The following is an 18651-nucleotide window of genomic DNA, read 5'->3' as shown; positions in this document are numbered from 1 at the left end:
GCCCGAGCTCTCGAGGAACCGGATCGCCCGGTCCCCAACACCGAGGCAGACCACCATGCCCGACACGAACGATCACGACCACGGCGGCGAAAACGCCGACAAACCCTTCAACCTCATCCCGCTGGATCGAGCTCCCGGCTTGGTATTTCCGATGATCGACCGCTTCGACAATGGCCTGCCCGAACCGATGGTCATCGGCGTGAATGGACGGCCGGTGGCTGCCTTGATCACGATGGAAGATCTTCTTCGACTGCGTGACTACGACCAGCGTGCTCTCGATTCCGAAGACTCGTTCTACTTCCAACTCGATCGTCGGCTGCACCACGCGGACACCGAGCAGGTGGTGACCGACCTCAACGACTTCGCCCGGTCTCTCGGGCCGCTCGGAGTGCACTGGGCCGGCGGGCGTCCTCGCGGCGAAAAGGATTGACGACGACCGATGCGCCGTTCCAACTCGCTCTGCATCCAGCCTTCGAACGCGCTGATATCATGGCGACAATCCAATATTCACCGAGGGCCAGAAATAGTGTCGGAGTAACGCGAACGACATTCCTATCGCAACCGCGAGGTATGGCGTGGATCAGACCCTCACCCGAGTGACCCGCCACCGGGGAGAGCCGCCGGCAGGGATCGCCGGTCCGACTCGGGGGTGACGACGTCTTCGCTGACGCCAGGCCAGCAGAGGTGGCCGGACCTCAAGTTGGAGGTCCCGGAGTGGATCCAACGGAAGTCCCATTCTCGGAACACGATCTGGCATTCGCAGTTGATGCAGTTGTTCATCATCAGCTCTCGGGGTCGCTGGGAGGGAACCGCTCGACGCGGTGACATCGTCGCTCCCGCAGCACCCTCCGGGTGCGCTCACCGAGAGCCGCCATCGTCTTCGGCACTGCCCCCGATTCCGTCGGGGTAGCCCGTTCTCACCCCGACCGACGAAGCGACGACAACGGACACATCAGGCCGCCAAATCGGGGGCCTCAACAGGGCCGTGACGTCACCACGTCACTCAATGAGGTCGCGGTCCGGACAGCCGATCCCAGGCGCAGTCCGGACACGGACGGTCACCCCCACCGGCACCGGCAGGCACCGGGGAGAGCAGAGCAGAGCAGAGCGGAGCGAACCTCTTCGCGACCCGGAGCTGACCTACCCGGACACAGCCGCCGCGCCCGCGCGGCCGGCAGACCGCTGCGACAGCAGTGTCGGAACATCCTTCGCGGCAGGGCAGGGAAGGGACCACGCAGCGAGCGAGCGAGCTGCGCGGGCACCAGGCAGCCGACAGGCCCGCCCCCCATCTCGAAGCAGACGGGCGAGGCCGGCTGATCGCGGCCCAACTCGTCGCAGATACGCGCGCCAGGGGCGCGAAACAGGCCGGCAGGACGCAGCGGCATCAGAGGTTGCGAGCGAGCGAGTAACCGACCCGGAGAGGGCGCAGGCGCGCCAGCGCCGAGCACCGCACCGGACACCAGGCCGCGGCGGACAGGGCACCCCGCAGGGGGCGCCGCAGGGGTGCGAGGGAGGTCGCGCAGCGACCGGACGCAGTGGCCCGAAGGCGATAAGGACCCTCGCGCAGCGAGGGCGACGAGGCGCCAGCCGAGGAGGTCGTCCCGGCTCTGCCGGGCAAACGAAGGGTGTAGTGAGCGAAGCGAACGAAACCCGAAGTGCGTCACGACTCCTTATGCCCTTTCACTGTTTGGCCACAGCAAGCGGCTCCGAGCGTTAGCGAGGGGAGTTTGCGTCCGTGGCGTACTGGGGAAACAGGGCAGAATCCCCGTATTGCGACCGGTCGCAAATAGGCGAGATACCCCGAAAACAGAGGGTCGCAAATACGGCCCCGTTTTCCTGTTTCCCCAGCCCAGGGCGGGTGTGGTTTGCGTCGTGTGTTCTAGGTCACTGACGCAGTTGACGCAAACCCTGCTTTTGGGGTTTGAGTCAGCTTCAGGGCCGCTGGCGAGCGCAGCGAGTGGGCGGATCTGCACCCTTGTGGCGTCAGGGTCACAGCGGTCGCGTCAGCGGCCGGTGCCAGCAAGGCGCAGCCGTTCCCGTGGCGCCAGCCGCGGGTTCTCTGTGGGGGTTCAGGTGTCTTCGATCGGCGGCGTCAGCCGCGGCCACAATCTGAGCGGAGGCGGAGTGGTTTCGTGGGTCCGTCGCCCGCGCGTGAGCGCGCCTTGATGAAGAGAGTGGCGACGGTGAGGGCCCCACGAAAACACGCAGACGTAGCGGTCCGGCGGTCGTGTTGCCAAGCGCGCCGTAGGCGCATCACGCCACGGCCGGTCTCGAGGTTGTCTCTCGGCCAGGGTGTCGGGTCTGGCTCGGTCGCGTCAGCGGCCGGCGGGCGGCCGGGTGTGGATTGTGGCGGCGTAGCCGGCCGGTGTCACCGGCTCGAATCAGACGTGCGGCTGCGGTCGCTGCGGACTTCACCGGTGGGGCTGGAAGGGTCCGTGCGGCCGGGTGGTCCACCGGTGTGGGTGCGGGTTGGATCCGGGCCGTGAGGGCGCCGTAGAGGGGGTGTGAGGCGGCGGCCGGGCACCGGGTGACGTCACACAGACCTGTGGTCGCTGTGGGTGGCCGCAGGCGGGTCACAGGCGCGGCCCCGGGTGGCCGCAGGGCGGCTCTTGGTGTCGGGTGGCGGCCATGCCTCCAGTGGGCCGCAGGACCGGTCACAGGGCCTGTTCGCAGGCTCGTGCTGCAGCTGCTCGGAGCGGGCGGCTCCAGGCTCGGGGATCCACCGGCCGGGGCGGTCTTCGTCCTGGCGCAGGGGTTCGTGTGCGGGCCGGGCTGGGTGGCTCAGACGCAGGCTCCGGCGGCAGCCGGGGAATCAGGGCCTGCTTCTCCGGCGCACGTGGGCTTCGGTCGCAGCGTCCTTCTGCGACCGGCTCCGGTGCGAAGCATCCGGGGCCGCCAGGGCACCTCATCGATGGTCGGTTCCCCTGGCGTCCACGTGCGCCGGAGGGGCTGTTCGTCGCAGGCGGGAGTATCTCCGTGACGGAAACGAATGGTCGTCGAACCGGAGTTCGCCAGTGGCGTCTGAGCTGTTGCGGTTGCGGGCCGCAAGATAAATGCGGAATCGCTGCCATGAATGGCCGGAATGCTGTTTCGAATGATTTCTCATCAATTGCGTAGGCGGTAATTGCGCCGGGGACTGTCGTGGTGGCCGTAAAGCCATTCTTGGAGGCCCCCGGAGAACCTCAGAGGGGGGTCTCGACAGGGGTCGCCGGCCACCGTAGGGGCCGGCAAAAGCCCAGGTCGCGTGGTTTCGGCGCAATGGTGACGGTATAGCGGTGGTAGAACAGCCGGAAGTATGGCGTGTGAGCAGTACATCCACCGCAGTGCGGTGCATCCGGTCATTGTGGGCCATTCGTGCAGCCGGTCAAGAGCCGGTAGAACCGTCCCTATAGGGCCGTCAGGGCGGTGGTACATCCGTCAGTACGCGCAGATGATCAGCACTGCAGGCGGTTGAGAGCCGGCTATATGGCCGTAGTGTTGATCATCAGCCAGTTGAAGTCGTGTTGTGCTGTCACGCAGCCAGCCCAACTGTCGGTCAGCAGCCGATATTGCGGCATATCTGCCGCCGTAGAGCCGGTTATATAACCACAGTGTGGCGCTTCCCTTCGGGAGGGGTGACACCTGGACAGCCACGTATCAGCCAGTACGGCGGCGAGTGAACAGTTGTGCAGCGGTAGTGCTGCCAACCCACCGGAGGCTGGTCGCATCTGAGCGGGCCCACAAGAGCCGGTATTGCGGTGGCTGTGCAGTTGTACGGACCGAGCATGGCGGCGACGCCTTCGCCCTACTCGCGGTCGGTGGCATGTGAGCGGCCAGACAAGAGCCACTACTGCGGCGGTTGAACTGCGCCACGGCCGTTGCGCGGTGGCGCGGCCTGGGTGTCGCCGCTGCCCAGTCGGGTGGCGAAAAGGAAGGACCCGCACCCTGCCGATGAAGGCGGGTGCGGGTCCTGTTTCTCGTCGGCGTCTGAGTCGCCGGCAGCTCCCCGCTAGGCCAGCGGCACGAACCGCAGCGTCCACGGACCCCGGGTGTTCTCGATCTTGAGGGTCACCGGTCCAGTGGAGGCGTAGGTGGTGACACCGGACGTATCACTGGTGTTGATGAATGAGGACTCCGTCGTTCCGTCGCGATTGACCGGCTTCACGATCATGTGACCCGAGGTGTTCGTGAACTGGACCGTGTAACCACCTGGCTCAAGATTGGCAGTCAGTACCGACTCTCCAGAACCGCTAAGGTCCACCGGCACCGTGGGGACTGGCAGAGTCGCGCTGGTCGAAGCCGTTGGCGTGGTCAGCGCATTGGTCGGCGCCGGCTCTCCGGCCTTGGTTGAGGCCTGGCACGCGGTTCCCGCCATGCAAACAGCCACTGCCAGCACGGCAGTGGTCACAACTTTTCTCACTCAATCCTCCTCGTTGCAGTAGAGGTTAACGCTAAGCGTGGTCGTCACTCACTCCCGACCTACAACGTGGGCCATGCCGGCGCGCCTGGGTTCCGTGAGCTGGTCCGCGATCAGTTCGTGCACGGAAAGGAGGAACCTGCACCCGGCTGGGGAGGCAGACTGCGGGTTCAGTGGTGGTCAATGGTGATGCGGGCTCTTCGATCAGCTCGTCGACAGCGAGACGATCCGCACCGACCGCGGCGGGCCGACCACCGGTCCGGTCAGGCGGGGCGGAAGATCTGAACGGAGTCAAGGTACGCAGTGCCTGCGTAGCCAGTGTCCGCTCGTGACGAGAAAGTGAAGTAGAGCCCTTCGCCTGCGGAGCCGGTCCAGACTGCAGTGGCGGCGGCGGACTGGCTGGTAGTGGCGGTGTAGGCGGTATTCGTGCCCCATGGGCCATTGAGGCGCATGGTCTGTTGGTGCCCCGAGAAGTTCACCACGACGATGTACGTCCCTGCGGTAGGTGCAGTGAACCGCCCGTAGGCGGCGGTGCCATCCCACTCTCCGATCGAGGCGCCGACCTGGTGGATGGACGACATGTAGACCAGATCGGCCTCGCAGTCCCAGCGCCCGGGTTGATAGAAGTCGAGATAGCCTTCCGCCGCCCAGGGGTGGCGGGCCGTGAGTTCGAGGACGAGTGCTCCGACACGCTGTTGGTGGTGCTCCAACAGGATCCCGCCGATCCGTTCCAGGTCGAGTCGGAGTAGATCGATTGGGCGGTGGACGACGCGTCCACGGAGGTCGCTCAGGCTCAAGACCTCTGGGCCGACCTCCGCCGCCGGGTTGTGCTCAATGGGATCCGACATGAGGACCTCCTCGCGCATTCGGAAGGTCGTCCAGCTGCGGCCGTGCCACCGGCCTCTGCTGAGACGTCAGCCGAAGAAGGGGACTGGTTCGTTCTATGACCGATCGTTCTCTTCTGACTCGGGGAAGTCACTGCTGATTCGCGTTACTAACCACCTCGCAATGTGTGTGGCCGTACGCGACCAACCGGCGGTGCGGCGTTGCGATCGTCAATCTCGACGGGGCTTGTGCGCCGCCGGGGAGTACGCGCTCTGGCTCGACACCTGGTTTCCCCAGAGGCCCGACACCGAGGTCGCCATGCGGAAGGCTATGCAGCGGTGAGGTCGCAGCCGGGGACCCCTGCGAGCGACCGGGCCGGAGCCTGGAGAGCAACAGAGTCCGCTCACGCAGCCCACCGGGCTGCGTCGGCACGAGCCAGCTCCAGGGCCGTGTCGAGGGGGTGGCCGTCGATGACCCAGTCGGCTGCGCTGCGGTCGGCGAGTTCAGACTGCGGGCTGCACAGCCACAACGCGCAGGTCCACGGGTCGGCGGCGTTGCGCAGGGCCGACCACAGGGTGATCAGCTGCGGGCGCACCGTCCCTTCGGCGGTGAACTGCCAGGTCGGGTACACCCACTGGCTGTCGCCGAGGCGACAGGCGATCACGGTGCCCGCGGCGACGGCCTTGTTGACGGCCTGCCGGCTGATGCCCCACCACCGGGTGAGGCCGCCGGTGTCGTAGAACGGGCCGACCAGCTGATGCACCTTTTTCTGCTCGACCAATGCGTCCATGCGATCCTCCTAGCCAGACGCGTCAGGTGATGGCGTCGCCGAGCTGATGGGCGGTGGCGACAGCATCGACCGTATCTACCCGGATTCCCCGGCGGCGGCGGTGATCACGTCGGCGACATGCTCAATGTCCGAGGCGATTCCCGCGCTACCGGTCAGCCACGCCACAATCGAGACCGGGCGCCCTTCAACGGTCAGGGACTGCTGTGGCTGCGTGAGCAGCGCCTGCACAGTCAGTGGGTGCAGATCCTTCGCCACCAGCGGCATCAACTTCTCGAGGTGAGGAACCTCGCCGGTGGCAGTGAACTGGGCTGGCGGTAGCAGGCTGTTGCGTCCCGAGGTGAACGCCCACAGGGTTCGCTCAGCCAGTCGCTGGCGGATCCGGGCGGTGGTGACGCCGAGGCGGGCGGCGGCTTCAGTCACTGAAAGGGAACCCTGGACCAGGTTCTGCATGCGGATATCCCGGTCCACGCGTGCTGCTGTCGCGGCGGCTGGTTCGGTGACGAAGCCGGACTCGGTGAGCAGCGCGTCGTCGTGTTCGGACAGCGCCAGCACTGCCGGGTCTTTCGCAGAGAGTCGGTGCACGATCCGCGCGAAGAACTCACGGTCGATGTCGGCACCGGTCACTTCGCGCACCGCCGTCTCAAAGTCCAGGTCGCCATGCCGGTAGCGGTCTTCTGCGCTCCTCATCACCACTCCCTTTCGGCCAATCACCCCGATGCTGACTTACCGCGAGCCACCTAGTCAAGGGTTGCCGAACAAGCTCAAGAAGGAGGCTCTCACGGGGGATCAAATATCCATATCTATCGCCACATATCTATAGATATCTAATCTTCTAGATACATCGGACAGAAAAAGCAGAACGACCTAGCTCAGGAGCTCCCGACGTAACGCTGCCAGCTCTTCTTCTACCGTGCTGGTGCCGTTCGCCACTCGTCGCGCGGCGGCCTTGTCGGCTTCGGTGACGGTGCCACCAGCGAGACGAACGCCTGCGGTGGCGAACTGGATAGCTTCTTCAACAGTGCGGACAGGTGCCTGCTTCGGCGCCTCGTGTGCGGGGGGGGGCATCGGCAACACCTTTCCCTGTGCGGTTCGGTCGATCAGATCCCGAATTTTGCTTGGTCGCGGGGCTCAACGCGGGAGCGCGGTGAGTCCGTGTTTGCGCATCAGAGCCTTCACCCCGTCGTGCTCGTCCTACAGGTATGCCCTGGCCAGCCGGTCGTTGAAGGTATCAGCCAGTTGAGGGTCACGTTCGTCGACGGGAACGACCATCAGGCGGCCGCGGCCGATGAGCAGGCTGTTCGCGACGAACAACGCGGTGCGCTTGTTCCCGTCCTCGAACGGTTGAGCCTTGGCAAGCACCACGAACAGATCCAGGGCGTTCTCTGTGACATCCTCACAGTTCACCGAGTCGATCAGCCGCTGGAGACCCTTCTCGGTCAGTGCAGGTGGAGTGTGCCGGCCGTAGCGGGTCTGGACGCCGATCTGCTGGCCCTCGGTGCGAAGCTTCTCGGGGTGCAGCGCGCCACTGCGGGTGATCTGCGCATTGATAGTGCGGACGTAAGCGGCGTCGATCGACTGACCGCGATGGTCGATGGTGAACTGCGCGACGTCCCGAAGGTCTTCGAGGAGAGCAAGGTCGGAGCTGGAGAAGACTCCGGACAGGCTTCCTGAACGTAGAAAATTCTCGGTGTCGCGTCGATCGGCAGCGAGGCCGTCGAACACCCTTCCCGCGGAGTAGACGGCACCGGCCAGGTCCGTGATGTTGATCGCGGACAACCCCGCTCCTTGCATGTAGTGGGAGTCGTGAGCGGCTTGGGTCGGTCGGACTTCGTCGTTGAGCATGATCGAGGTGGTGTCGAGAAGGTCGTCGGTGACGCTGGGCGTTTCTCAGATGCTCGGATCAGCGCTGATGTCGTGGCGGCACCACTTGAGCTCACGAGTGATTTCGTCGACTTCGATCATGCCCATGGCGATCTGTCGTCGCGGTCGAGGTAGTAGATTTTCTACGCCAGTCTGCGATTGAGTTCCGCCGACACCGTGGCGACCCTCTTGGATGCCTCCGCGACCTGCCGCTTCTTCGAACTCGCAGCGAGGGTGACGGCATCCTGCGCAAACGTCGTCAGTGACACGTTGTCGCGTTCGGCAGCTTCCCGCAGCTCCTGCTGCTCTTCGTCGGTGAAGGTGGTGGTGAGCGACGGCACGGTAGACATCCTTTCTCACAATGACGCCTAAGCAGGTACCAATTACGGTACGTACCATGTCGCCTGATGGATGTGCTGCGTCGATCGCCAAAGTGCCGAGCTAACGGTGTCCGGCCCCTGCTTCAGCTGTCCGACAGTGGCCGGCCGGGCGACAACGGCCCGTCGACTCCGTCGAAGGCCTCTCCCCCGTTGTGCAGGTCGGCCCGGCGTTGGGTCTCCCCCGCGACGGCCTTCTCCACGAACTGGGACCAGTTGAGGTCACTCTCAGCTGTGCGTGTGGCGTTGAAGGTGATCCGGGCCTGGGTGTACACCTCCTGCGAGATGTAGACCGTCACCGGCTTTTTGCTCTGCTTCTTCTCTTCTGGTGGCGCCGGCTCGTTCTGCTGTTGCGGGGGTGGCGTAACAGTTCTGTGTTTCACCTCGGCGGGGACGCCGGCGGCGCAAGCATCGGCCAACGTCTTGTGGACGGAGCTGGTGAGCAGGGCCAGAAGCTTGCACTCCTGCTCAGTGAGGGTGGTCATGAAAATTCTCCTAGTGGGTCAACCGTGTCAACGAGTGAGGAAGGCGCCTGATCCAATCCCGCCCGATATTGGCTCCGGCACGCGCTCCCAACCGGCCGGCCGCTGTCAGCTCGACACCTCGGGGTAGCTCCCCCGGCGGCGCCTCACCATGCCCTCGTGACAAACTTTCCTACATATCAGCTGAGGCGGCTCATTCGAAGCGCAGGTCGGCGACGGACGGCGTCGTATCGGCGTCCCACACATGTCCGAAGGATTGTTCGACCAGTGGCCACAGGTGCTGTTCCCCGTCGTACACGGAGTTCACGACGTCAGCCCCGTCACCAAAGACCACGAACTCGTGGGGGATGACTCGTCCCGCTGCGTCTCGTCGCCCCTTCGGGTCCAGGAATCGCACTGCGACCACGTGTCCGTTTCGGCGCCACGCCGCGGGTTCGTCCGCGAGTTCGGCGAATGCACGCTCGTACTCTGGAAGCGGATCGCCCAGGCCTGCATCGAGCAAGAATCGAAAACCCCAGTTCCGGCCCCGAGTCGCCCAGATGAGGTGTGATCGGGACACCTCGTCCGCAGTCACTTCTGCTTCCTGAGCACGTTGTCGGTCACCGCCTGGTCGAGATCGATCTTGAACTGCGTGAGCATGGCCCGCAGGTACTGGTGCTTCGCACGCGCGTCCGCGTTCATGTCCTTGAGTTTCGGGCCGACCATCTTGATCGCATCACCGAGCATCGGGAGAGCCTTGACCAAGATCGCGGCCTTCGGGTTCTTCTTGGCGAACGCCCACACGAGCTTCTCGATCACTGCGAAGTTTTCACCTATCAAGGCCGCTGCGATCACGTCCGCCCCGTCAGCGAGCGTGTCAGCCACCTTCCGTGGAAGCTCCATCTTCTTCTCCCACAGGACCCGACGCTCCAGTGGCAGAAGTGAGGCGATGGGGAGTACCAGGTCGAGGCCGATGCGCTGCTTCAGGTCGATCTTGACCGGCTCCGCGCTTTCTGCCTTGAGTTCGAACTTGGCGGACGAGAGGAGCATGAAGTCCTCGCCGATGGAGAGCGCGTCCGGCGTGTCGATCATGTCCGCGATTGTCGAGTGCAGCTGCTCGATTTCGCCAGCAGCCTTGAGGATGACCAGATCGCGAAACGTGTTCACGTCCCAGTCGGGAAGCAGATCGGCCTTGGACAGCGACAGGATCCAGATCCGGGGGAACTCGATCAGCCGCCCGTTATCGCCGAGGAGAGGGTCCTTGAGCTGAGCCAAGCTCTGGTTGATGTTGTGGAAGAGGGACTTGAGGTACCTCTCTTCCTCCCCGCGATGGTCGAGAAGCTGCTGTCCGTCCACGAGGAGAAGAGCGACATCAGAACTGAGCAGGGTCCTGAAGGTGTCGATCCGGCGCTGGGCCTCTTCCTCGCTACTGGGATCGTCTTCGAACCACTCGCCCGGGTAGTCATGCCATGCCAGATGCAACTCGTCGAATGGACGCTTCTCCTCCTCATCGCCGTCGCTGGCTTTGAGCTTGACCGAGAAGTCGTATGTGGTGTTGGCAAAGCGGGTTTGCATGGGCGTCTGTGCGCTGTTTTTCATGCCGAGGTAGTTCTGGTACAGGCGAACTCCCTGCCCGATCTTGTCGGCAACCAGATCCCAGAGGTCGTTCTTGTAGGAGCCCTCCTGGGTGCGGCCGTAGAACGATGAGACCAGCACGGTCTTGCCCGATCCCGACTCGCCGAAGACTGCGATGTTCTGTTGCCGAACCTTGGGAAACTTTGCCATGGCCGGAAACGTATCCCACCGGTCCGACGCTATCGGTAGGGACGGGTGTACTTCGGCCTGACGCCCAGGCCCAGGGCCCAGGGCCCAGACAAAGTCGCACAGCCGCACGTCAAGCCGCATGAAGCAGGTCTACCGGCCGGTGCGGGTTTCGGCTGTGATGCCGTGGCGCGGCAGCGATGTCGTCGTAGCCGGCCAAGCGCAGGACGCTGACGATGGTGTTGCGGATCGTGGCCATCACCTGCGAACCGGTGCCAGTGCGGACGGCGGAGCGGTCCTCGTCGAACGTGACATCCCGAACCCAGTGCAGTCGGTTCTCGATTGCCCAATGACCCCGAACCCAGGCCGCGACCTGCAGCGGAGCGGCCGACACCATCCGCATCGAAGTGACCGGGTAGACCACCTCCACGCTTCGCCGGCCGCCGCGGGTGACGGTGCGACGGACGTGCAACACCTGCACCGCATGCGGAAAGCCGAGGCCGCCGGCGACTTCGGTGGCCTTGACCGTGCGCCGTTCCCGTCGCCCGTGATCACGCCCACCGATCGACGACGAGACGGGAATCTCGTTCCAGGGCAACACTTTCAACAGATTCCGGAGAGCTCGTTGATCGTTCTTCACGGTGAATACGTAGGGGCCCACCACGTCCGACGATGTACTCGGCGGTGGCCCGATGACAATGCAAGGCATCCGCGGTCACGGCTACGTCGGTGAGGTCGAACGCGGCGAGCAGGTCGGTGATCGGCGGGATTTCGTTGGTCTTCGCACCGACCTCGACCTGTCCGAGCACCGCCCCACTGGCCTGGTCGAGGGCGGCGAGCAGATGGGTGAGGTGCCCGGCCGCGTCCTTCGCTCCGCGCAGGGTCTTGCCGTCGACGGCGATCACCCGCCGGCCGTCGACCACCCGAGTGTGTAGCCACGCCCACACCCCGATGACCTGGTCCAATACGGCCGCATCGACGCGGGCGAGGGTGCGGCGGATCGTCGACTCCGACGGTGGCCGGCCCGCGATATCGAGCCAGCGGGCATTACTCACGACTTTTCCGGGGCCCTGGAGAAGGTGTCTCCACAACGCACGTATCGGCTTCCAACGTCGTGGCGTGCTGGCAACCTCCGGTTACAGAGGCCCTCGCCCCTGAGGGCGTCATCGAGGTGACGTCCGCGAGATCGTCCCTCAACGGGAGGTAACCGCTTCTCTCGCCGGTCCAGCCTAGTTCCGACGACTGGGTTAGTTCTGCCGCGCCGTTGCTCCGCACAGGGACGATCACGGCACCGAGTTGGTCACTGAGCATGTTGAGCGCATCGAGTTGCGGGTCCGCCACAGGTGGGCCTGCAGCAATCGTCGCAGCCCACATCAGCTCGCTGTCGAAGGCGTCAAGCACAGGTGCGTTCACGATCTCGGCCGCCAAGGTGGCGGAGCGCTGACCTGCATCGTTGCGATCAGACGGCGGCGGACCGAACCGGTTCTCGAGCCACGCATGCCACACCACACGCTCGGCGCGGTGCCGGACGACACGTTCGGCCGCCACCGTGGCGAGCCCGGCATCGTCAGCGACCTGGTCCAGAGTCCGTTCCCCGAGCGCCAGGGCACCCCTGTCCATGGTGATCAGCCCGGCCACCTGCAGATCGGCCAAGGCCGCGTAGCCGGCCGAGATACCCAACTGCGCTGCAGCGAACGCGTCCTTCACGGTGGCCACCTGGCCGCTGTGGATCAGCTCGTAGAGCCGCCGTGAACGAAGCCCGATCACACTCCATGCCTGGTGAACAGGCTCGACATGAGCTCGGACCATCGCAACCTCGGTGGGCTCACCACCCGTTGCAGGCGTGGTCAAGGCGTACCGGTCGGGGAGCTGACCAGCACCCCGGGCCACACGTAGCACCGGTGACCCGGGGGTATCCCGAAGTACTTGCAGTGCAGCCCACACGATGGCCTCGGACATCAGCCCCGCAGCGATTGAGAGGCTGCGCCCACCGATGGCCACCACTGGCACGCCCTCGACCAGGTCACCAGCGAGAGCGGAGGTGTAGGCGAGGGCCTGGACGACTGCATGCAGAGCAGGACGCTGACGGGATCCCCGGAACTCGTGATCGATCCACATGTGAGCGTCGGCGAGCCAGCAGCGGCGGATCGGATCGTCGTGGAAAGAACCATCCCCCCCGTACCCCCCTGTGTGCTTGTTCTTGTGCCCGAGAACGCGGAATTGGTGAGCCATGCTCGCAGTCCAGATCAATGCGTTCGCTACGTCCCTGCGCAGGGCGACGGCGATCTCCTCCGGGGATCCGTACCGGGCGTAGGCCTTACGCAAGCCCACATAGTCGTCAGACCTGAGGAGACCTTCGATGTCGATGACGCTCGCGCCCCGGAACACAAGAGCGATGAGCACGGAATACCGAGCCTCGGACAGAGACTCCCAGCGCGAGGCGTCGTACTTGCCAGTCCGTGCGAAAGCCGCGACCTTGGCCGGGATCACGCCGGTGAGGCACCAGTAGCTCTGCAAGCGACGGGCGTCGCCGGTACCAACAAGACGTTCCTCGCAGGTCAGCGCCATCTGTGCGACAGCAACTGGGGTACGGGGGCGTGGTGCACGGGCACCACCGAGCCGTTCGACCATGCGGGCGACGAGACCGTGTTCGGATCGACGCTCAAACGCATCAGCTGCGTCGGCGAGGGTGCCGTCGAGCTGTCGGTACCCACCTTCGCGGCACAGTGTCCCGGGGACGCTGATGCAGCCCTGCTTGGCGTTGAGCATCGGGTTCTTGTCGAAGGTGGGAAGGTGCGCCTCGAGCAGTGTCAGAAGGACACGCAGATCGTCGACGCGGAACGATGTGCCGATGGCGAGGGGAACGAGGATGTGCCGGCCGCCACTGGTGGACCTGTCGGTGACTGTGCGGCCGCCGCACTCGCGCAGCCAACCGAGGGCACGCTCGACGTCTGCGTCAACCTGAGCGGCACCGTGGAGCTTCGCATCGAAATCGAGTGCGAGCAGCGCCGTGCGACCGGGCTTGTTGTAGAGGGGGACCGCGGCCGGCGCATCGGGCAGGACGTCCGGTTTCAGGGTGCTGACTGTGGCGAACTTCCCACCGTTACCAGTCTTGACCAGGCGCATTGAGCGCCGTGCGGCCATCAGCGGAGCGAGAGTTTGCCATACCTTTTCGGGTGTGGACTCGCCGTGCGACATCAGGCATCGCTACCAATGCCGTCACGGTGACCGTTGGCCAGCAGTGCGCGCAGGCTTTCTGCCGGAATGCGTACCGGAACGCCCGGCTTGCGGGCGAAGAGGGTTTTGAGGTGGCCGTCGGCAAGCAAGCGCCAGATGGCACGCTGGCTGAGCTGTAGCCGTTCGGCCACCTCAGGCACGCTGAACGCCCGTAGGTCGGAGTACGGATCGGCGGGTGTCGATGCAAAGGTTCGAGTAGACAAAGAGACTCCAGGACAGCAAAAACTGTCCGGCTCCCGCGCACTGTGGCGTCTTACCCGGCTAGGTATCGGGGGTATCTCAGACGACCCCGAGGCATCTCTTGTCTGGCTCCCAGCCTACATGCCACGCCATGCAGTCCCCTGCCACGACACGGTGGACCACAGGGCCTACCGCCGCAAACGGCTAGGGCCCACGTAGGGCCCACGGCCCCACGCTTAGCCCTCCGTAAAACGAAGAAAACCCCCTGTTGCCAGGGGGTTCTTCGGGTGGTCCCGGCTGGGATCGAACCAGCGACCTTCCCGGTGTGAACGGGACGCTCTTCCACTGAGCCACGGGACCGAACCGCGCTGTAAAAACTCTCGCGGCCGAACGAGGAGAAACATTAACACGACCTCGACGCCGGGGGAAATCCCCAGGCCAGAGGGTATATCTGCTCCCGCCAAGACGGAAGGCGGGCGCCCCGGGACGCCCTACTGCGGGGAGGGAGCCCCGCCCTGGGGCGGCCGATGCCGACGAAGATCCCCCGGCCACCGCCGACGGCGGTGCGCCCAGTCACCCAACCACGGGGACACCGTCGACTCGGCCGGTAGTCGGAGACAGTGCCCACTCCCCCCGAGTCACCGTCGAGGGACCAGCCGCGACGACGGCTCCCCACGAATGCAGGTCCCAACGGACACAGGCCTCATTTCGCCCTACCTCCTTCCCGCTCCACCGCTCCCTTGCCGCCAGCCCTCATTCGCGTTCGCCCTCCTTGCCACCCGCGCGCACCAACCTCGGACGCCGTCACCGCCAGACCGCGCCGGCACTGTCCCCTCTTGGCAGCAGCCGGTCCCCCGCCGGCAGGCCCAGGGGCTCGTGCGTGGTTGACGGGGCCAGGGCCCCGTCGACAACGCACGAGCACGAAGTGCCCATTTGGCTCGATTTACCCACTCTGACCTGGCGATTTGTGGCCACCCACCCCGTGGGCTAATGTTTTGTCTCGCACCACGGAGCACACAAGCCCCGGAAGTGCAGTGCGGACGTGGCGCAGCTGGTAGCGCACAACCTTGCCAAGGTTGGGGTCGCGGGTTCGAATCCCGTCGTCCGCTCGAGAGGTTGGACTCAACCTTGCGGTGGAGTGGCCGAGTGGTGAGGCAACGGCCTGCAAAGCCGTGCACACGGGTTCGATTCCCGTCTCCACCTCGCGCGATTAGCTCAGCGGGAGAGCGCTTCCCTGACACGGAAGAGGTCACTGGTTCAATCCCAGTATCGCGCACCAAGACAAAGGCAGGACCCGGAACATCGGGTCCTGCCTTTGTTCGTTTCGGCGATCCCCGTCAGTCGCAGCAGTCGCAGTCGCGCTCCCCTGCCCGCGTGAGCCCCGCATCGACCGGCGCCGGACAGCAGGTGTCCCCCTTCCAGGCGCTGCGACCCTCCTTGACGGCGATCACGGCGATCACGAGGGCGGCGACGGGATCGGCCCAAGACCATCCGAAGGCGCTGTTGAGCACGAGGCCGACGAGCAGCACCGCCGACAGGTAGGTGCACAGCAGGGTCTGCTTCGAATCCGCGACGGCGGAGAGTGAACCCAGTTCGCGGCCGGCGCGGCGCTGGGCCCACGACAGGACCGGCATGATCACCAGACTCACCGCGGCCAGCACGATCCCCACGGTCGAGTGGCGCGCCTCGCCGAACCCGAAGAGCGACCGCACCGCGTCGACGCCGACATAGGCGGCGAGGGCGAAGAACGAGAACGCGATTATGCGCAACGCCACCTTCTCCCTCGCCTCCGGATCACGGCCGGCGAACTGCCAGGCCACCGCGGCGGCGGAGGACACCTCGATCACCGAGTCGAGACCGAAGCCGATCAGTGCGGTGGACGAGACCCGGGCACCTTCACTCAGCGCAATCGCGGCCTCGACCACGTTGTAGCTGATCGTGGCCGCGACGAGCAGTCGGATCCGACGAGCGAGGACCTGCCTGCGATCCACTATTCGGCCGACGCCCGCACCCGGGCCGGCCGCGGGCAGTCCGAGGTTCGAGGACATCAGCAGCACGCCTCGGAGGCCGCATCGGGGCAGCAGGACGGATCCACCGCGAGGACCAGCCCGATCAGGTCCTCGAGCGCCCGCCCGATCCGCGGGTCGGCCAACTCGTACCGGCTGCGGCGACCCTCCGGAACGGCGACCACGAGCCCACAGCCCCGCAGGCAGGCGAGGTGGTTGGACAGGATCTGCCTCGACACCCCGATCTTGTCCGCCAGCTCCGAGGGGTAGCCGGGCTCCGCGTGCAGGCTCAACAAGATCCGCGAGCGCGTCGGGTCCGCCAGCGCAAATCCGAATCGCGACAGCGCATCACCGTGCTTCAGTGTCTCCATGGACAAATAGTACAGCTGAATCTGTATACAGATCAAGATGTACTTTCCGGCGACACCGCCCGCCCCCGCGACGGAGCACCACCACGTCAGCTCGCATGACGATCCGATTCGCCGCGCTGACCTGGCGATTTCACACCGCGCCCAGAGTGCGCTACTGTTCCTCTCGCACCACGGAGACAGGCCAAGCCCGCCTCCGAGATGCAATGCGGACGTGGCGCAGCTGGTAGCGCACAACCTTGCCAAGGTTGGGGTCGCGGGTTCGAATCCCGTCGTCCGCTCGAGAGGTTGAATCGACCTCACGGTGGAGTGGCCGAGTGGTGAGGCAACGGCCTGCAAAGCCGTGCACACGGGTTCGATTCCCGTCTCCACCTCGCTTTCTGAGGTCCCGCGCGATTAGCTCAGCGGGAGAGCGCTTCCCTGACACGGAAGAGGTCACTGGTTCAATCCCAGTATCGCGCACCACGAACACAGTCAGGGTCCCCGTCCGCGGGGGCCCTTTCCTGTTTCTCCGGGACACATGGTTCCCCAATTCCCACTCCACGGAAAATTCTGCGCCCCACGGCGGGTATCGCACGCCCACGACAGGCCCAGACTGGTAGACAAGAGCGTCCGACTAGGAGGGTCCCATGTCCACTGCACCTGGTGCCGAACCACCGCCCCTCCTGTTGCTGACCTTCGGCGTCGCGGCCCGAACCCTCGACGCCGCCGGCACCGTCGGCCGCGCCGCCCGGGGCGCAGTCCGGGCGGTGCCCCTCGTCGGTGCCCGCGTCGACGCCGTCACCGAGAGCACCCTCGCCCGGGGCGAACAGGCGGTCCGGGCGACCGCCGAACTGGCCCGCGCCGCGCTGCGCGTCGTCGTGCGCGAGGTGGTGGCCGCCGCCCTGCTCGAGGTGGACCTGACGCGGATCGTCCGGGAGTACGTGGACCTCGACCTGATCGCGCAGGGCATCGACGTCGACGCGATCGCCGGACGGATCGACCTGGACGCGATCGTCCGACGCCTCGACCTCGACGCCCTGGTCGACACCGTCGACCTCGGTCGGCAGGTCGACCGCATCGACCTCGACGAGATCGCCCGCCGGCTCGACATCGACGCGGTGATCGCCCGCGTGGACCTGATCTCGCTGGCCGACAACATCATCGAGGGCGTGGACCTGCCCGACATCATCCGTGAGTCCACCGGATCCCTGTCCTCCGAGGCGGTCCGCGGCGTCCGGAGCCAGGGCATGCAGGCCGACGACGCCGTCGCGGGCTTCGTCGGCCGACTCTTCGGCCGGGACCCCGGCCCGGATGCCCCGCCGCGGGGCGACGACGACGCCGGACACGGCGAATCCGAACCGGGTGTGCGGTGACCGGGCCGCACCCCCACCCGCACCCCCACCCGCACCCGCACGGTCCGGAACAACGGACGGCCGGCATCGTCACCCGGGTCCTGTGTGCCGCCATCGACCTGGGGGTGGTACTCACAATGGTCGGCGCCACCTACCTGGGCCTGACCTTCGTCCGGTTGCTGTTCTCGCCGCAAGACTTCACCTTCCCCCAGCCGCACGCACTGCTGTCCATGAGCACCTCCCTGATGCTGTCGGTGCTGTACCTGACGGCCTGCTGGGCGACGACCGGACGGACGGTCGGCGCCATCGCGATGGGCCTGCGGGTGGTCACCACCCGAAATCGCAAGCTGCTCTGGACCGTTGCCGTCGCCCGCGCCGTGCTGTGCGTGTTCTTCGGGATCGGGCTGGCATGGGTGGCCGTGGACCCGCAACGCCGGTCCCTGCAGGACATCGCGCTGCGCACCCGCGTCGTCTACGACTGGGACCAGAATCCCGAACTCGTCAGCGGGTGACGCCGGCCCCGGCGCGGACCATCGCCCGGTACATCGCCCCGGATTCGGGCGCGGGAGGCAACGGCGCGACAACTTCCGCCGCGAAGGCCTGAAGCATGAAACCCACCAGCCGACGCCATGATTCGGGGGCATCCTCGCCCGTCGCCGCCACCACACCGGCATTCGCCATCAGCAGCAGCACCAGATCCTGCGAACAGAAGTCCGGGCGCAGCCGGCCGGCCTGCTTGGCCCGGTCGATCAGTTCCGCGAACCCGAGACAGGCATCGCTGCGCGCGTGCTCGAACTCGGTCGCGGCCGGGAACGTCATGGTGAGGACCTGGGTGAACCCCCGGTCCTCCGCCTGCATCGCACACACTCGCTCGATGAATTCGCAGAAGCGGTGCCAAGGATCCTCGTCGACGAGAGCCAACTCGACGGCGTCGGCGTACGCGGCCATCTTCTCGGCGAACACCGCGGTGATGAGGTCCCCCGAGCGTCCTCGCCCCCCGGGAGAAGCCGACCGCGCAGACCCGGCTGACCGGCGCGATGGCCCGCACGTTCCTGC

Annotated in this window: 19 protein-coding genes and 7 tRNA genes; 9 read left to right on the top strand and 17 right to left on the bottom strand. The window is 65.7% G+C overall.

From position 1 onward, the window contains the following. Window positions 1-55: 55 nt before the first annotated feature. The gene (locus AC1DWC_RS10500) at window positions 56-430 is read left to right on the top strand and encodes a hypothetical protein (protein ID WP_477907779.1); all 375 of its coding nucleotides are present in this window, start codon (window positions 56-58) and stop codon (window positions 428-430) included. Between the two features lie 3558 nt (window positions 431-3988). On the opposite strand, the gene AC1DWC_RS10495 is transcribed toward AC1DWC_RS10500, so the two are convergent. The 14 genes from AC1DWC_RS10495 to AC1DWC_RS10430 form a co-directional block, all read right to left on the bottom strand. Next, the gene (locus tag AC1DWC_RS10495) at window positions 3989-4399 is read right to left on the bottom strand and encodes a hypothetical protein (protein ID WP_477907777.1); all 411 of its coding nucleotides are present in this window, start codon (window positions 4397-4399) and stop codon (window positions 3989-3991) included. Between the two features lie 260 nt (window positions 4400-4659). Then, window positions 4660-5244, bottom strand: a complete 585-nt coding sequence (locus AC1DWC_RS10490; RefSeq protein WP_477907775.1) for a hypothetical protein — start codon at window positions 5242-5244, stop codon at window positions 4660-4662. 380 nt (window positions 5245-5624) lie between these two features. After that, window positions 5625-6011: a hypothetical protein gene (locus AC1DWC_RS10485; RefSeq protein WP_477907773.1), complete on the bottom strand. Its 387-nt coding sequence runs from the start codon at window positions 6009-6011 to the stop codon at window positions 5625-5627. Window positions 6012-6086: 75 nt separating this feature from the next. Beyond that, window positions 6087-6698, bottom strand: a complete 612-nt coding sequence (locus AC1DWC_RS10480) for a hypothetical protein (RefSeq protein ID WP_477907771.1) — start codon at window positions 6696-6698, stop codon at window positions 6087-6089. A gap of 177 nt (window positions 6699-6875) precedes the next feature. Continuing rightward, on the bottom strand, window positions 6876-7076 hold the full coding sequence (locus AC1DWC_RS10475; protein ID WP_477907769.1) for an antitoxin VbhA family protein: 201 nt from the start codon (window positions 7074-7076) through the stop codon (window positions 6876-6878). Between the two features lie 126 nt (window positions 7077-7202). Beyond that, window positions 7203-7733 carry a Fic family protein gene (locus tag AC1DWC_RS10470; protein WP_477907767.1) on the bottom strand — a complete coding sequence of 177 codons (531 nt, stop codon included), beginning with the start codon at window positions 7731-7733 and terminating at the stop codon, window positions 7203-7205. Between the two features lie 281 nt (window positions 7734-8014). Further along, window positions 8015-8221 carry an antitoxin Phd gene (locus AC1DWC_RS10465; RefSeq protein WP_477907765.1) on the bottom strand — a complete coding sequence of 69 codons (207 nt, stop codon included), beginning with the start codon at window positions 8219-8221 and terminating at the stop codon, window positions 8015-8017. Window positions 8222-8334: 113 nt separating this feature from the next. Beyond that, window positions 8335-8733 (bottom strand): hypothetical protein, encoded by a 399-nt coding sequence (locus AC1DWC_RS10460; protein ID WP_477907763.1) that lies wholly within the window; start codon window positions 8731-8733, stop codon window positions 8335-8337. 567 nt (window positions 8734-9300) lie between these two features. Next, complete coding sequence (locus AC1DWC_RS10455) at window positions 9301-10494, bottom strand: TRAFAC clade GTPase domain-containing protein (protein WP_477907761.1); 1194 nt, start codon at window positions 10492-10494, stop codon at window positions 9301-9303. Window positions 10495-10603: 109 nt separating this feature from the next. Continuing rightward, on the bottom strand, window positions 10604-11110 hold the full coding sequence (locus AC1DWC_RS10450) for an ISAs1 family transposase (protein ID WP_477907759.1): 507 nt from the start codon (window positions 11108-11110) through the stop codon (window positions 10604-10606). Further along, window positions 11022-11525 (bottom strand): ISAs1 family transposase, encoded by a 504-nt coding sequence (locus tag AC1DWC_RS10445; RefSeq protein WP_477907757.1) that lies wholly within the window; start codon window positions 11523-11525, stop codon window positions 11022-11024. The genes AC1DWC_RS10450 and AC1DWC_RS10445 overlap by 89 nt, the downstream gene beginning before the upstream one ends. Beyond that, on the bottom strand, window positions 11518-13668 hold the full coding sequence (locus AC1DWC_RS10440; RefSeq protein WP_477907755.1) for a hypothetical protein: 2151 nt from the start codon (window positions 13666-13668) through the stop codon (window positions 11518-11520). The genes AC1DWC_RS10445 and AC1DWC_RS10440 overlap by 8 nt, the downstream gene beginning before the upstream one ends. Further along, window positions 13668-13847, bottom strand: coding sequence for a helix-turn-helix domain-containing protein (locus AC1DWC_RS10435; protein WP_477907753.1), 180 nt, complete (start codon window positions 13845-13847; stop codon window positions 13668-13670). The genes AC1DWC_RS10440 and AC1DWC_RS10435 overlap by 1 nt, the downstream gene beginning before the upstream one ends. 328 nt (window positions 13848-14175) lie before the next feature. Next, window positions 14176-14247: transfer RNA gene (locus AC1DWC_RS10430), tRNA-Val, on the bottom strand. Window positions 14248-14923: 676 nt separating this feature from the next. On the opposite strand from AC1DWC_RS10430, the gene AC1DWC_RS10425 reads away from it, so the two are divergent. The 3 genes from AC1DWC_RS10425 (at window position 14924) to AC1DWC_RS10415 (ending at window position 15166) form a co-directional block, all read left to right on the top strand. Continuing rightward, window positions 14924-14996 (top strand) — tRNA-Gly (locus tag AC1DWC_RS10425). Between the two features lie 23 nt (window positions 14997-15019). Continuing rightward, window positions 15020-15090, top strand: a tRNA-Cys gene (locus AC1DWC_RS10420). 1 nt (window position 15091) lies between these two features. Then, window positions 15092-15166 (top strand) — tRNA-Val (locus tag AC1DWC_RS10415). 58 nt (window positions 15167-15224) lie between these two features. Here the strand turns inward: AC1DWC_RS10415 and AC1DWC_RS10410 are convergent. Both AC1DWC_RS10410 and AC1DWC_RS10405 read right to left on the bottom strand, forming a co-directional pair. After that, a complete protein-coding gene (locus AC1DWC_RS10410) occupies window positions 15225-15935 on the bottom strand; it encodes a cation diffusion facilitator family transporter (protein ID WP_477907751.1) in 711 nt (236 codons plus the stop codon). Further along, window positions 15935-16264, bottom strand: coding sequence for an ArsR/SmtB family transcription factor (locus AC1DWC_RS10405; RefSeq protein ID WP_477907749.1), 330 nt, complete (start codon window positions 16262-16264; stop codon window positions 15935-15937). Before AC1DWC_RS10405 ends, AC1DWC_RS10410 begins: the two co-directional genes overlap by 1 nt. A 205-nt stretch (window positions 16265-16469) precedes the next feature. On the opposite strand from AC1DWC_RS10405, the gene AC1DWC_RS10400 reads away from it, so the two are divergent. From AC1DWC_RS10400 to AC1DWC_RS10380, 5 genes are all read left to right on the top strand, one after another. After that, window positions 16470-16542, top strand: a tRNA-Gly gene (locus AC1DWC_RS10400). A 22-nt stretch (window positions 16543-16564) separates the two neighbouring features. After that, window positions 16565-16635, top strand: a tRNA-Cys gene (locus AC1DWC_RS10395). Window positions 16636-16651: 16 nt separating this feature from the next. After that, window positions 16652-16726 (top strand) — tRNA-Val (locus tag AC1DWC_RS10390). Window positions 16727-16890: 164 nt separating this feature from the next. Beyond that, complete coding sequence (locus AC1DWC_RS10385; protein ID WP_477907747.1) at window positions 16891-17616, top strand: hypothetical protein; 726 nt, start codon at window positions 16891-16893, stop codon at window positions 17614-17616. Further along, window positions 17613-18107: an RDD family protein gene (locus AC1DWC_RS10380; RefSeq protein ID WP_477907745.1), complete on the top strand. Its 495-nt coding sequence runs from the start codon at window positions 17613-17615 to the stop codon at window positions 18105-18107. The genes AC1DWC_RS10385 and AC1DWC_RS10380 overlap by 4 nt, the downstream gene beginning before the upstream one ends. Here AC1DWC_RS10380 and AC1DWC_RS10375 read toward each other — a convergent pair. Next, a complete protein-coding gene (locus AC1DWC_RS10375; RefSeq protein ID WP_477907743.1) occupies window positions 18097-18558 on the bottom strand; it encodes an SbtR family transcriptional regulator in 462 nt (153 codons plus the stop codon). The genes AC1DWC_RS10380 and AC1DWC_RS10375 overlap by 11 nt on opposite strands. Between the last annotated feature and the right edge of the window lie 93 nt (window positions 18559-18651).

This window comes from Rhodococcus sp. P4_C10 (assembly GCF_056402135.1).
Note: the sequence above shows the minus strand (reverse complement) of the source record. Positions and strands in the feature narration are given on the sequence as shown.

Bases quoted from the DNA above. Each gene is read 5' to 3' on its own strand.
- AC1DWC_RS10500 (WP_477907779.1), top strand. From the start codon at position 56: ATGCCCGACACGAACGATCACGACCACGGCGGCGAAAACGCCGACAAA.
- AC1DWC_RS10490 (WP_477907775.1), bottom strand. From the start codon at position 5,244: ATGTCGGATCCCATTGAGCACAACCCGGCGGCGGAGGTCGGCCCAGAG.
- AC1DWC_RS10485 (WP_477907773.1), bottom strand. From the start codon at position 6,011: ATGGACGCATTGGTCGAGCAGAAAAAGGTGCATCAGCTGGTCGGCCCG.
- AC1DWC_RS10480 (WP_477907771.1), bottom strand. From the start codon at position 6,698: ATGAGGAGCGCAGAAGACCGCTACCGGCATGGCGACCTGGACTTTGAG.
- AC1DWC_RS10475 (WP_477907769.1), bottom strand. From the start codon at position 7,076: ATGCCCCCCCCCGCACACGAGGCGCCGAAGCAGGCACCTGTCCGCACT.
- AC1DWC_RS10465 (WP_477907765.1), bottom strand. From the start codon at position 8,221: ATGTCTACCGTGCCGTCGCTCACCACCACCTTCACCGACGAAGAGCAG.
- AC1DWC_RS10460 (WP_477907763.1), bottom strand. From the start codon at position 8,733: ATGACCACCCTCACTGAGCAGGAGTGCAAGCTTCTGGCCCTGCTCACC.
- AC1DWC_RS10455 (WP_477907761.1), bottom strand. From the start codon at position 10,494: ATGGCAAAGTTTCCCAAGGTTCGGCAACAGAACATCGCAGTCTTCGGC.
- AC1DWC_RS10440 (WP_477907755.1), bottom strand. From the start codon at position 13,668: ATGTCGCACGGCGAGTCCACACCCGAAAAGGTATGGCAAACTCTCGCT.
- AC1DWC_RS10410 (WP_477907751.1), bottom strand. From the start codon at position 15,935: ATGTCCTCGAACCTCGGACTGCCCGCGGCCGGCCCGGGTGCGGGCGTC.
- AC1DWC_RS10405 (WP_477907749.1), bottom strand. From the start codon at position 16,264: ATGGAGACACTGAAGCACGGTGATGCGCTGTCGCGATTCGGATTTGCG.
- AC1DWC_RS10385 (WP_477907747.1), top strand. From the start codon at position 16,891: ATGTCCACTGCACCTGGTGCCGAACCACCGCCCCTCCTGTTGCTGACC.